Origin of the sequence: Pseudomonas sp. WOUb67, from assembly GCF_050058005.1 — a bacterium.
In the GTDB taxonomy this organism is placed as follows: Bacteria; Pseudomonadota; Gammaproteobacteria; order Pseudomonadales; family Pseudomonadaceae; genus Aquipseudomonas; species Aquipseudomonas putida_R.
This window is the reverse complement of record NZ_CP170112.1, coordinates 1,583,233-1,596,603: the sequence shown is the minus strand read 5'-3', so window position 1 is coordinate 1,596,603 and position 13,371 is coordinate 1,583,233. Positions and strand designations below refer to the sequence as shown.

The following is a 13,371-nucleotide window of genomic DNA, read 5'->3' as shown; positions in this document are numbered from 1 at the left end:
GTGGTTTGTTGCGAACTTTCGGTTCGTATCATCTTCACCACCGCAATCTGCGTTAGCAAATTGCTTGGGTGTTATATGGTCAAGCCTCACGGGCAATTAGTATTGGTTAGCTCAACGCCTCACAGCGCTTACACACCCAACCTATCAACGTCGTAGTCTTCGACGGCCCTTTAGGGGATTCAAGATCCCAGTGAGATCTCATCTTGAGGCAAGTTTCCCGCTTAGATGCTTTCAGCGGTTATCTCTTCCGAACATAGCTACCCGGCAATGCCACTGGCGTGACAACCGGAACACCAGAGGTTCGTCCACTCCGGTCCTCTCGTACTAGGAGCAGCCCCTCTCAAATCTCAAACGTCCACGGCAGATAGGGACCGAACTGTCTCACGACGTTCTAAACCCAGCTCGCGTACCACTTTAAATGGCGAACAGCCATACCCTTGGGACCGGCTTCAGCCCCAGGATGTGATGAGCCGACATCGAGGTGCCAAACACCGCCGTCGATATGAACTCTTGGGCGGTATCAGCCTGTTATCCCCGGAGTACCTTTTATCCGTTGAGCGATGGCCCTTCCATACAGAACCACCGGATCACTAAGACCTACTTTCGTACCTGCTCGACGTGTGTGTCTCGCAGTCAAGCGCGCTTTTGCCTTTATACTCTACGACCGATTTCCGACCGGTCTGAGCGCACCTTCGTACTCCTCCGTTACTCTTTGGGAGGAGACCGCCCCAGTCAAACTACCCACCATACACTGTCCTCGATCCGGATAACGGACCTGAGTTAGAACCTCAAAGTTGCCAGGGTGGTATTTCAAGGATGGCTCCATGAGAACTGGCGTCCCCACTTCAAAGCCTCCCACCTATCCTACACAAGCAAATTCAAAGTCCAGTGCAAAGCTATAGTAAAGGTTCACGGGGTCTTTCCGTCTAGCCGCGGATACACTGCATCTTCACAGCGATTTCAATTTCACTGAGTCTCGGGTGGAGACAGCGCCGCCATCGTTACGCCATTCGTGCAGGTCGGAACTTACCCGACAAGGAATTTCGCTACCTTAGGACCGTTATAGTTACGGCCGCCGTTTACCGGGGCTTCGATCAAGAGCTTCGCTTGCGCTAACCCCATCAATTAACCTTCCGGCACCGGGCAGGCGTCACACCCTATACGTCCACTTTCGTGTTTGCAGAGTGCTGTGTTTTTAATAAACAGTCGCAGCGGCCTGGTATCTTCGACCGGCATGGGCTTACGGAGCAAGTCCTTGACCCTCGCCGGCGCACCTTCTCCCGAAGTTACGGTGCCATTTTGCCTAGTTCCTTCACCCGAGTTCTCTCAAGCGCCTTGGTATTCTCTACCTAACCACCTGTGTCGGTTTGGGGTACGGTTCCCAGTTATCTGAAGCTTAGGAGCTTTTCTTGGAAGCATGGTATCAACCACTTCGTCGCCTAAAGGCAACTCGTCATCAGCTCTCGGCCTTGGAATCCCGGATTTGCCTAAGATTCCAGCCTACCACCTTAAACCTGGACAACCAACGCCAGGCTGGCCTAACCTTCTCCGTCCCTCCATCGCAATAACTGGAAGTACAGGAATATTAACCTGTTTTCCATCGACTACGCTTTTCAGCCTCGCCTTAGGGACCGACTAACCCTGCGTCGATTAACGTTGCGCAGGAAACCTTGGTCTTTCGGCGTGCGAGTTTTTCACTCGCATTGTCGTTACTCATGTCAGCATTCGCACTTCTGATACCTCCAGCAAGCTTCTCAACTCACCTTCACAGGCTTACAGAACGCTCCTCTACCGCATCACCAAAAGGTGATACCCGTAGCTTCGGTGCATGGTTTGAGCCCCGTTACATCTTCCGCGCAGGCCGACTCGACTAGTGAGCTATTACGCTTTCTTTAAAGGGTGGCTGCTTCTAAGCCAACCTCCTAGCTGTCTAAGCCTTCCCACATCGTTTCCCACTTAACCATGACTTTGGGACCTTAGCTGACGGTCTGGGTTGTTTCCCTTTTCACGACGGACGTTAGCACCCGCCGTGTGTCTCCCATGCTCGGCACTTGTAGGTATTCGGAGTTTGCATCGGTTTGGTAAGTCGGGATGACCCCCTAGCCGAAACAGTGCTCTACCCCCTACAGTGATACATGAGGCGCTACCTAAATAGCTTTCGAGGAGAACCAGCTATCTCCGAGCTTGATTAGCCTTTCACTCCGATCCACAGGTCATCCGCTAACTTTTCAACGGTAGTCGGTTCGGTCCTCCAGTCAGTGTTACCTAACCTTCAACCTGCCCATGGATAGATCGCCCGGTTTCGGGTCTATACCCAGCGACTAAACGCCCTATTAAGACTCGCTTTCGCTACGCCTCCCCTATTCGGTTAAGCTCGCCACTGAATATAAGTCGCTGACCCATTATACAAAAGGTACGCAGTCACCTAACAAGTAGGCTCCCACTGCTTGTACGCATACGGTTTCAGGATCTATTTCACTCCCCTCTCCGGGGTTCTTTTCGCCTTTCCCTCACGGTACTAGTTCACTATCGGTCAGTCAGTAGTATTTAGCCTTGGAGGATGGTCCCCCCATATTCAGACAAAGTTTCTCGTGCTCCGTCCTACTCGATTTCATTGATAAGAGATTTTCGTGTACGGGGCTATCACCCACTATGGCCGCACTTTCCAGAGCGTTCCACTAATCTCAAACCAACTTAAGGGCTGGTCCCCGTTCGCTCGCCACTACTAAGGGAATCTCGGTTGATTTCTTTTCCTCAGGGTACTTAGATGTTTCAGTTCCCCTGGTTCGCCTCTTGCACCTATGTATTCAGTACAAGATAACCAGCTTATGCTGGCTGGGTTCCCCCATTCAGAGATCTCTGGATCACAGTCTGTTTGCCGACTCCCCAAAGCTTATCGCAGGCTACCACGTCTTTCATCGCCTCTGACTGCCAAGGCATCCACCGTATGCGCTTCTTCACTTGACCATATAACCCCAAGCAATCTGGTTATACTGTGAAGACGACATTCGCCGAAAATTCGCACGTTGCTCTTTCGAGCAGAACTCACAAATTTTACCTTAGCCTGATCCACCAGCAGTGAAACTGGTGTTCAGTCTATTTCTATCACATATCCGAATTTTTAAAGAACGATCTGACAAAAGTCAGAAATCAACATTCATCAACGAATGCTCATTTCTAAATTCTGATCAAGTAATGCAAATGGTGGAGCCAAGCGGGATCGAACCGCTGACCTCCTGCGTGCAAGGCAGGCGCTCTCCCAGCTGAGCTATGGCCCCGCATATTTGGTAGGTCTGGGCAGATTTGAACTGCCGACCTCACCCTTATCAGGGGTGCGCTCTAACCAACTGAGCTACAGACCTATATAGGGTCTTGATCGTCTTCGACAATGAATCAAGCAATTCGTGTGGGAGCTCATCAGCAGGCTGATGTCGTCGATTAAGGAGGTGATCCAGCCGCAGGTTCCCCTACGGCTACCTTGTTACGACTTCACCCCAGTCATGAATCACACCGTGGTAACCGTCCTCCCGAAGGTTAGACTAGCTACTTCTGGTGCAACCCACTCCCATGGTGTGACGGGCGGTGTGTACAAGGCCCGGGAACGTATTCACCGCGACATTCTGATTCGCGATTACTAGCGATTCCGACTTCACGCAGTCGAGTTGCAGACTGCGATCCGGACTACGATCGGTTTTGTGAGATTAGCTCCACCTCGCGGTTTGGCAACCCTCTGTACCGACCATTGTAGCACGTGTGTAGCCCAGGCCGTAAGGGCCATGATGACTTGACGTCATCCCCACCTTCCTCCGGTTTGTCACCGGCAGTCTCCTTAGAGTGCCCACCATAACGTGCTGGTAACTAAGGACAAGGGTTGCGCTCGTTACGGGACTTAACCCAACATCTCACGACACGAGCTGACGACAGCCATGCAGCACCTGTGTCAGAGTTCCCGAAGGCACCAATCCATCTCTGGAAAGTTCTCTGCATGTCAAGGCCTGGTAAGGTTCTTCGCGTTGCTTCGAATTAAACCACATGCTCCACCGCTTGTGCGGGCCCCCGTCAATTCATTTGAGTTTTAACCTTGCGGCCGTACTCCCCAGGCGGTCAACTTAATGCGTTAGCTGCGCCACTAAAATCTCAAGGATTCCAACGGCTAGTTGACATCGTTTACGGCGTGGACTACCAGGGTATCTAATCCTGTTTGCTCCCCACGCTTTCGCACCTCAGTGTCAGTATCAGTCCAGGTGGTCGCCTTCGCCACTGGTGTTCCTTCCTATATCTACGCATTTCACCGCTACACAGGAAATTCCACCACCCTCTACCGTACTCTAGCTTGCCAGTTTTGGATGCAGTTCCCAGGTTGAGCCCGGGGCTTTCACATTCAACTTAACAAACCACCTACGCGCGCTTTACGCCCAGTAATTCCGATTAACGCTTGCACCCTCTGTATTACCGCGGCTGCTGGCACAGAGTTAGCCGGTGCTTATTCTGTCGGTAACGTCAAAACACTAACGTATTAGGTTAATGCCCTTCCTCCCAACTTAAAGTGCTTTACAATCCGAAGACCTTCTTCACACACGCGGCATGGCTGGATCAGGCTTTCGCCCATTGTCCAATATTCCCCACTGCTGCCTCCCGTAGGAGTCTGGACCGTGTCTCAGTTCCAGTGTGACTGATCATCCTCTCAGACCAGTTACGGATCGTCGCCTTGGTGAGCCATTACCTCACCAACTAGCTAATCCGACCTAGGCTCATCTGATAGCGCAAGGCCCGAAGGTCCCCTGCTTTCTCCCGTAGGACGTATGCGGTATTAGCGTTCCTTTCGAAACGTTGTCCCCCACTACCAGGCAGATTCCTAGGCATTACTCACCCGTCCGCCGCTGAATCGAAGAGCAAGCTCTTCTCATCCGCTCGACTTGCATGTGTTAGGCCTGCCGCCAGCGTTCAATCTGAGCCATGATCAAACTCTTCAGTTCAATACTGCTTGGGTTTTTAAGAAACCCTAAACTTGGCTCAGCAATCTCAAATGACTATGTGATTTCTCGCATGGTCACTTGTGATGCTGATAATCTTTTTGACTATCAGTCCATACTCACAAGCACCCACACGAATTGCTTGATTCAATTTGTTAAAGAGCGTTTGGTTAAGAGCCTTTCGTCTCAACCGAGGCGCGCATTCTACGCTTTCCTCAGAGCCTGTCAAGCGTTTATTTTGAAGTTTTTTCCGAGAAACTCGTTTAGCTTCAAACACTTAACTCGCTGCGATCTCTCGTAGCGGGAGGTGAATCATACAGCGTTTAGAAGCGCTGTCAACCACCATTTCAACCGCTTGCAATCTTTCGATCGTAGCCCTTACAACACCACCTTAACTACCTAACTCATTGAATCTCAAGGAGTTTGTCGTTCCGATGTCGCTGGAAGTGGGGCGCATTATAAGGGGATTCGAAAGCGCGTCAACCCTTATTTTCAAGAAAGTGAAATATAAGGGGAAAAGACCCTGTAAAGGCCACCAGGTGTCCGCCACAACACATTCAGCGCCTGGGAGATCGAGCGCCGCCCGCGCGACGCAAGGCCGCTCCTACATCTGTTTCGGGCCAGTTATTCCTGCGCCATCGGCGCGCGTACCCCTGGGTGCACGACGCGATATCGAAGGGGACAAGCAAGGGACCGCGCGCCAATGGATCAGGATTGATTGGCCCGAAACAGATGTGGGAGCGGCCTTGCGTCGCGATGCGCCGCGCGGGCGGCGCTCGATCTCCTAGGCGCTGAAGGTGTTGTGGCAGGCACATCTCCAATCCAACTCGATCGCCAGACAACCCGCCCCCACCTTCAAACCGCCCTGCCCTGCTTTCTAACAACCCTGGGCAGAACCCGCGCAACGACCGGGATACGCAGCACCATCAGCACAGCACCAATAACCGCATAGACAGCCCACTCCCTCAGATCCGAGCGCACGATCCACAGGAAATGCAGCAACCCCAACCCAAGCACCGCATACACCAGCCTGTGCAGCTTCTTCCACCGCGCGCCCAGCCGCCGCTGGCTATACCGGTTCGAGGTGACCGCCAACGTCAACAACCCGAGAAACCCCAGCGTCCCCACAATAATGTAGGGCCGCTTGCGCAACTCCACCGCCAGCTGCCCCCAATCCAGCCCGAGAATAAAGAACAGGTAACAGAGGATGTGCAGCACTATATAAGCAAATACCCACAACCCCAGCTGCCGGCGCACCACGATCCAGCCCGACCAGCCCGTCAGCTTCTGCAGCGGCGTCATGCTCAAGGTCACCAGCAGGAAGGTAAGCGCCCCAAGCCCAAGGCGGTCCATCATGATCTTGCCGGGGTCCGGCCCCAGCAGATTCATTGCCGCCTCGTACAGCCACCAAGCCGGAAACAGGCACCCCACGACGAAGATGGCCAGGCGAAACATGGGGTAGCGCATCAGTAGTTCTTCCGCAGATCAAGCCCGGTATACAGCGACGCCACTTCATCGGCGTAACCATTGAACATCTGCGTCTCCCGCACATTGGGGCTGAACAACCCGCTGGGCAACCGTCGTTCGCGCGCCTGGCTCCAGCGCGGGTGATCGACCGTCGGGTTCACATTGGCATAGAAACCATATTCATCCGGCGCCAAGCCTTCCCAGGTCGTGCCGGGCTGCTCAGCCACCAGGCTGATGCGCACGATCGACTTGATGCTCTTGAAGCCATATTTCCACGGCACCACCAGGCGCAACGGTGCGCCATTCTGATTGGGCAGTTCGCGGCCATACATGCCGACCGCCAGGATTGCCAGCGGGTGCATCGCTTCGTCCAGGCGCAACCCTTCTCTATAAGGCCAGTCGATCAAGGCGAACCCTGAACGCTGCCCAGGCATATGCTGCGGATCTTTCAACGTTTCGAAGCGCACATAGCGCGCCTTGGACGTCGGCTCGACCTGCTTGAGCACCTGCGCCAGCGGGAACCCCAGCCACGGGATGACCATCGACCACGCCTCTACACAACGCAGCCGATAGATCCGCTCTTCAAGCTGATAAGGTTTGACGAAGTCTTCCAGCGCATAGCGCCCAGGCTTGCCCACCTCACCATCCACCACAATCGACCACGGCTCGGTCTGCAGGCTGTCGCCATTGGCTGCCGGGTCGCCCTTGTCGGGCCCGAACTCGTAGAAGTTGTTGTAATGGGTAGCATCTTTGAACGGCGTGATTGCCTCGTCCTTCACCGTCACCGCCTGCCAGCGCGTGGCAGCGAGCTTGTCAGTGAACCAGGCCGGTGCAGCGCCGGCCTGCACATCGGCATAGCGCGAAACCTCCGCAGCGCTCACCCTGCCGGGCAATGCGCCCAGCGCCAGGCCGGCCAACGAGCCACCCAGCAGGGTACGACGGGATAGGTAGATGCCTTCGGGGGTGATCTCCGACGCCTTGCACTCGGAAGACCTGGGAAGCTTGATGAGCATGGGCGGCTCCATAGCACTGGGTAACGGATGTACCAGTAAGACTATGGAGCCGGAGGGTTATTCCAGCGTTAAGCAATTTTCACGCTTTGCGCCGGCGTGCCTTCAACAGGAACTGGATCGGCCCCGACGCCGCATAGGCGAGGAAGATCAGCAGCAGGATGCGCGGCGGGTCGCTGAACACGACGGCAAACACCAGCACCACGGCCAGGATGGCCACGAAGGGCACGCGCCCCTTGAGGTCCAGCTCCTTGAAGCTGTTGTACTTGATGTTGCTGACCATCAGCATGCCGGCAGCAGCCACCAGCAGCGCCACCAGGAACGACAGCTTGGAGCCCTGAATACCGTAATCGCTGAACGCCCACACGGTACCCGCCACCACACCTGCGGCCGCCGGGCTGGCCAGGCCGATAAAGTAGCGCTTGTCGGCGGTGCCGACCTGGGTATTGAAGCGTGCCAGGCGCAGTGCAGCACCGGCCACATAGATGAAGGCGACCATCCAGCCGACCTTGCCCATGTCACCCAGCGCCCAGCCAAAGGCCAGCAACGCAGGGGCCACGCCGAAGGCGACCATGTCCGACAGCGAGTCATACTCGGCACCGAAGGCGCTCTGGGTATTGGTCATGCGCGCAACGCGGCCGTCCAGGCCGTCGAGCACCATGGCCACGAAGATGGCGATGGCGGCAAAGGCGAAATACTTGCTCGCCTCGCGCGGGTCACCGGCACTCAGGGCGCTCTGTGCGCTCATCGAACTGATGATGGAATAGAAGCCGGCAAACAGGTTGGCGGTGGTGAACAGGTTGGGCAGCAGGTAGATGCCGCGGTGGCGCACCTTGCGGCCTTCGGCGTCATGCCCTTCTTCAACGTGCTCATCGACAGGTAGCAGGCTTTCGGCGTCGGAGGGCTTGTTCGGCTCTTCGGGACGTTCGCTCATAAAGGGTACCTTGCAACAGGATGGAAAATGTTCGACACGGGCCCGCGAAACAGGTTCTGACAGCAGGCCACTGGTCTGCTTTATACCAGAAGCTGACTGCCAGAACGAAAAAACGCGGCCGAAGCCGCGTTTTTCATGTTGCGATGTTACTTAGTTCTTGGCTTTGTCGACGATCTTGTTCGCCGAGATCCAAGGCATCATCGAGCGCAGTTGCTCGCCGATGATTTCGATGCCGTGCGAAGCGTTGTTACGACGCTTGGCGGTCATCGACGGGTAGTTGGTAGCGCCTTCGGAGATGAACATCTTCGCGTACTCGCCGTCCTGGATGCGCTTCAGAGCGTTGCGCATGGCCTTGCGGGATTCTTCGTTGATGACTTCCGGGCCGGTGACGTACTCACCGTATTCGGCGTTGTTGGAGATCGAGTAGTTCATGTTGGCGATGCCGCCTTCGTACATGAGGTCAACGATCAGCTTCAACTCGTGCAGGCACTCGAAGTAGGCCATTTCTGGCGCGTAGCCAGCTTCGACCAGGGTTTCGAAACCGGCTTTGACCAGCTCGACGGTACCGCCGCACAGAACGGCCTGCTCACCGAACAGGTCGGTTTCGGTCTCGTCCTTGAAGGTGGTTTCGATGATGCCGGTACGGCCGCCACCCACGCCAGCAGCGTAGGACAGGGCGACGTTCTTGGCGTTGCCGGAAGCGTCCTGGTAGATAGCGATCAGGTCAGGGATGCCGCCGCCTTTGACGAACTCGGAGCGAACGGTGTGGCCCGGGGCCTTCGGCGCGATCATGATCACGTCGAGGTCGGCACGCGGAACAACCTGGTTGTAGTGGATCGAGAAGCCGTGGGAGAAGGCCAGGGTAGCGCCCTTCTTGATGTTCGGCTCGATCTCGTTCTTGTACAGCGCGCCCTGGAACTCGTCCGGGGTCAGGATCATCACCAGGTCAGCCGCAGCGACAGCGGTAGCAACGTCGGCAACTTTCAGGCCGTGGGCTTCCGCCTTGGCAACGGTGGCCGAACCTTTACGCAGACCGACGGTAACGTCTACACCGGAGTCTTTCAGGTTGCACGCTTGGGCGTGGCCCTGGGAACCGTAACCGATGATGGCGACTTTCTTGCCCTGGATGATGGAAAGGTCGCAGTCTTTATCGTAGAAAACTTTCATGAAATACCCCTGGTTATATCTCGGCCCCTGCGGAGCCATCGCTAATTTTTGAATTTAGATGCTGAGCACTTTGTCGCCACGGGCAATGCCGGTAACGCCGCTGCGCACGGTTTCGAGAATCGATGCAGTGCCGATCGCCTGGATGAAGCTGTCCAGTTTGTCGCTGGTGCCGCTCAGCTGCACGGTGTACACGCTGGCGGTCACGTCGACGATCTGGCCACGGAAGATATCCGTGGTGCGCTTGATCTCGGCGCGCTGGGCACCGGTGGCCTTGACCTTGACCAGCATCAGCTCGCGCTCGATGTGAGCACTTTCCGACAGGTCGACAAGCTTGACCACTTCGACCAGCTTGTTCAGGTTCTTGGTGATCTGTTCGATCACTTCGTCATGGCCAACGGTGGTCAGCGTCAGACGCGACAGGGTCGGGTCTTCGGTCGGCGCCACGGTCAGGCTTTCAATGTTGTAGTTGCGCTGGGAGAACAGGCCGACCACACGGGACAACGCACCTGGTTCGTTTTCCAGCAGCAGGGAAATGATGTGCCGCATATCAGGTACGCTCCGTCTTGCTCAGCCACATGTCACGCATCGAGCCATCCTTGATCTGCATCGGATAGACGTGCTCGCTGCGGTCAACCGCGATGTCGATGAACACCAGACGGTCCTTCATCGCAAACGCCTCTTCCAGCTTCGGCTTGAGGTCCTTCAGGCTGGTGATGCGGATACCCACATGGCCATAGGCCTCGGCCAGCTTGATGAAGTCAGGCAGCGACTCGACGTACGAGTGCGAGTGACGACCGTTGTAGGCCATGTCCTGCCACTGGCGGACCATGCCCAACACACCGTTGTTCAGGTTGACGATCTTCACCGGCAGGCCGTACTGCATGCAGGTGGACAGCTCCTGGATGTTCATCTGGATGCTGCCTTCGCCAGTCACGCAGGCAACGTCCTGGTCCGGGAAGTTGAGCTTGACGCCCATCGCCGCCGGGAAGCCGAAGCCCATGGTGCCCAGGCCACCGGAGTTGATCCAGCGGTTCGGCTTGTTGAAGCGGTAGTACTGCGCCGCGAACATCTGGTGCTGGCCCACGTCGGAGGTGACGAAGGCATCGCCATGGGTCACTTCGCACAGGGTTTCGATGACTTTCTGCGGTTTGATGACAGTGCCGTCGCCCTTGTCGTAAGGGAACATCTCGCCATCGCCACGCCATTCGTCGATCTGCTTCCACCAGGCATCCAGCGTCGCCTTGTCAGGCTGCTCGCCGATTTCCTTGAGGATGCCGAGCATTTCGCTGAGCACGCTGTCGACCGGGCCGACAATTGGCACGTCGGCCTTGATCATCTTGGAGATCGACGCCGGGTCGATGTCGATATGGATGATCTTGGCGTTCGGGCAGAACTTGGCCGGGCCGTTGACCACACGGTCGTCGAAGCGTGCGCCCACAGCGAGGATCACGTCGGCGTTGTGCATGGCCATGTTGGCGGTGTAGCTGCCGTGCATGCCGAGCATGCCGAGGAACTGGCGATCGGTACCCGGGAAGCCACCCAGACCCATCAGGGTATTGGTGACCGGCAGGTTCAGCGACTTGGCGATTTCGGTCAGGGCTTCGGAGCCACCGCCGAGAATCACGCCACCACCGGAGTAGACGATCGGGCGCTTGGCAGCCAGGAGCATCTCGGCAGCCTTGCGGATCTGGCCGGAGTGGCCACGGACAGCCGGGCTGTAGGAGCGCAGCTTGACCTTTTTCGGGTAGACGTATTCGAACTTCTCGGCCGGGTTGGTCATATCTTTTGGAATGTCGACCACGACCGGGCCTGGGCGACCGGATTGCGCCAGGTAGAAGGCTTTTTTCAGGACTTCAGGGATCTCGGTCGGGTTCTTGATCATGAAGCTGTGCTTCACGATCGGCCGCGAGATACCAATCATGTCGGTTTCCTGGAAGGCATCGGTACCCACCATGGTGCTAGGCACCTGGCCGGACAGGATGACCATCGGAATCGAATCCATGTAGGCGGTGGCAATGCCGGTGATGGCATTGGTCGCGCCCGGGCCGGAGGTTACCAGCACCACACCGGCCTTGCCGGTGGCGCGGGCGTAGCCGTCCGCCATATGGGTTGCCGCCTGCTCGTGACGAACCAGGATGTGTTCCACTTCCGGTTCTTTGAACAGCGCGTCGTAAACATGCAGGAGAGCACCACCAGGGTACCCGTAGATGTGCTTAACGCCTTCGTCACGCAAGAAGCGGACGACCATCTCAGCGCCAGATAAAAGCTCCACGTTGTTCACCTCTAAAACGCCAGAATACCGTCCCTAGTGGACGGGTCTTAATAGGTTTACTGCCAAGCAGAGCATGAGCGAAAACGTCAGCACTGACTGAGCAAGTATTGGGAGGACCCCAGAGTGTTGCGGGGTTTTCCCACCCAGCGCGAGGTAACGCGTTGCGGGGTGTAACAGGTCGGCGCGGGTGTGCACCTCATGATCTGCTTAGCGGGTCTGCTTCTGGCAGTCCCTCTACAGCGGAAGTTGGATTCTTGTGATTCGGCGCCAACATGTCAAGAAAAATTATTGCCAATTTTTCCCCAAGATGAATTCCTGCCACCACTAAAAATCGCTTCAGCAGCAGAATAAATAAGATTTCCATAAAAAAGGGCCACAATCTGCGGCCCTTGAAGGAAAAACTGAAGAAATCAGGCGGAAGGAGCGATCAATTGGTCAAATGCTGCCAACAGGCGGCGTAGCTCACGACTTTGCTCCGGCCGGTCGGTAAACACGGTCTCCGCCATGACCAGGATGCTGGAGGCGTTGGGCAACGGCTGGCCCAGCTCGATGATGATCTTCATGCGCGGCAGGAAGATCCATTGCAGCCACTGCTCGAAGCTGAGGGTATCGACCGCGAACGGCACGGTACTGGCCAGCGCCTCGTCGCTGGGTGGCTCGTCATCCCACCACCCTTGCACCACCAGCTCACGCTCGATCAGCAACAGGTGGTCGGCAATGTCCAGAATGCGTTGCTCGATCATCACGAATTGACCCGTGCCTTTTGCCGGGCCAGTGCTGCGCCAGCGCTGTCACCCTGTTTTTCGCGGGCCTGGGCGATGGTATTCCACAGCTCGGCCTGCAGGCTTGGGCGGCCGTTGGCGTAAGTCAGGGCGCGACGCGCCAACTGCTCGGCCTGCGCCGCATCACCTTGCGACAGACGCACCTGAGCCAGGCGATACAGCACTTGCGGCTCGCGCGGGGCAATGCGCTGTGCACGCTCCAGGCTGGAAGCTGCGCCGTTGAAGTCACCACTGCCCTGCTGGGTCTGCGCGGTGGTCAGCAGTGCCAGCACCGGGCCGTCCAGTTGCTCGTCGGCCGACAGGCCACCCGCAGGGATGCTGCTACGCGGAATGCCGGTTGGCGCGCTGGTGCTTGCCGGGGTGCTGTTCATTGCCGCGATGTCGAACGGTTCGTCGGCAATCGGGTTGGGGTTGGTGGTCATCGGCGCTGAACTGACCGGGCCAGGGGTAATCGGGCCCGGCGTGATTGGCGAGGTGCTGATCGGCGCCGCGCCATTGGCAGCCGGGAACGTCTGGATGCCAGAAGCGCCAGCGCCCTGCGGGATCATCACGGTCACGCCGGAGTCTTCGGGCAACGTCTGCGCTTGCGCGGTGCCCGTGTTATAGCCACCCGCCGAGCGGTTGGCCGTCACGCGCTCGCTGTTGGACACGCGAGTGCTCGAATCGACCACCGGAATATTACCGCGCGGGACGCTGGAGCACCCCTGGAGCACAGCCAGCGCCGTCACGGCAGGAAACAGCCACTTGTTCACGTCACACCTCATCA

General features: G+C 56.8%; 8 protein-coding genes, 2 tRNA genes and 2 rRNA genes. All 12 read right to left on the bottom strand.

All coding sequences use genetic code 11. The features are described from left to right. Positions 1 to 75: 75 nt before the first annotated feature. Positions 76 to 2,967: ribosomal RNA gene (locus ABOC32_RS07120) — 23S ribosomal RNA — on the bottom strand. Positions 2,968 to 3,202: 235 nt separating this feature from the next. Next, a tRNA-Ala gene (locus tag ABOC32_RS07115) sits at positions 3,203 to 3,278 on the bottom strand. A gap of 7 nt (positions 3,279 to 3,285) precedes the next feature. Then, positions 3,286 to 3,362: transfer RNA gene (locus ABOC32_RS07110), tRNA-Ile, on the bottom strand. 77 nt (positions 3,363 to 3,439) lie between these two features. Continuing rightward, positions 3,440 to 4,976, bottom strand: a 16S ribosomal RNA gene (locus ABOC32_RS07105). Together the 16S and 23S rRNA genes with 2 tRNA genes alongside form the textbook arrangement of a ribosomal RNA operon. Positions 4,977 to 5,828: 852 nt before the next feature. Further along, positions 5,829 to 6,440, bottom strand: a complete 612-nt coding sequence (msrQ, locus tag ABOC32_RS07100) for a protein-methionine-sulfoxide reductase heme-binding subunit MsrQ (RefSeq protein WP_426810546.1) — start codon at positions 6,438 to 6,440, stop codon at positions 5,829 to 5,831. After that, on the bottom strand, positions 6,440 to 7,453 hold the full coding sequence (msrP, locus tag ABOC32_RS07095) for a protein-methionine-sulfoxide reductase catalytic subunit MsrP (RefSeq protein WP_426810545.1): 1,014 nt from the start codon (positions 7,451 to 7,453) through the stop codon (positions 6,440 to 6,442). The genes msrQ and msrP overlap by 1 nt, the downstream gene beginning before the upstream one ends. A gap of 79 nt (positions 7,454 to 7,532) precedes the next feature. Further along, complete coding sequence (gene pssA, locus ABOC32_RS07090; protein ID WP_003250045.1) at positions 7,533 to 8,384, bottom strand: CDP-diacylglycerol--serine O-phosphatidyltransferase; 852 nt, start codon at positions 8,382 to 8,384, stop codon at positions 7,533 to 7,535. A 150-nt stretch (positions 8,385 to 8,534) separates the two neighbouring features. After that, positions 8,535 to 9,551 carry a ketol-acid reductoisomerase gene (gene ilvC, locus ABOC32_RS07085; protein ID WP_056795202.1) on the bottom strand — a complete coding sequence of 339 codons (1,017 nt, stop codon included), beginning with the start codon at positions 9,549 to 9,551 and terminating at the stop codon, positions 8,535 to 8,537. A 54-nt stretch (positions 9,552 to 9,605) separates the two neighbouring features. Beyond that, entirely contained in the window at positions 9,606 to 10,097 is a 492-nt protein-coding gene (gene ilvN, locus ABOC32_RS07080) for an acetolactate synthase small subunit (RefSeq protein ID WP_003250040.1), read from the bottom strand. Between the two features lies 1 nt (position 10,098). Beyond that, positions 10,099 to 11,823 (bottom strand): acetolactate synthase 3 large subunit, encoded by a 1,725-nt coding sequence (locus tag ABOC32_RS07075; protein WP_043203662.1) that lies wholly within the window; start codon positions 11,821 to 11,823, stop codon positions 10,099 to 10,101. A gap of 410 nt (positions 11,824 to 12,233) precedes the next feature. Next, positions 12,234 to 12,566, bottom strand: a complete 333-nt coding sequence (locus ABOC32_RS07070) for a YqcC family protein (protein WP_041167876.1) — start codon at positions 12,564 to 12,566, stop codon at positions 12,234 to 12,236. Beyond that, a complete protein-coding gene (locus ABOC32_RS07065; protein WP_426810544.1) occupies positions 12,566 to 13,369 on the bottom strand; it encodes a tetratricopeptide repeat protein in 804 nt (267 codons plus the stop codon). Before ABOC32_RS07065 ends, ABOC32_RS07070 begins: the two co-directional genes overlap by 1 nt. Positions 13,370 to 13,371: the final 2 nt, after the last annotated feature.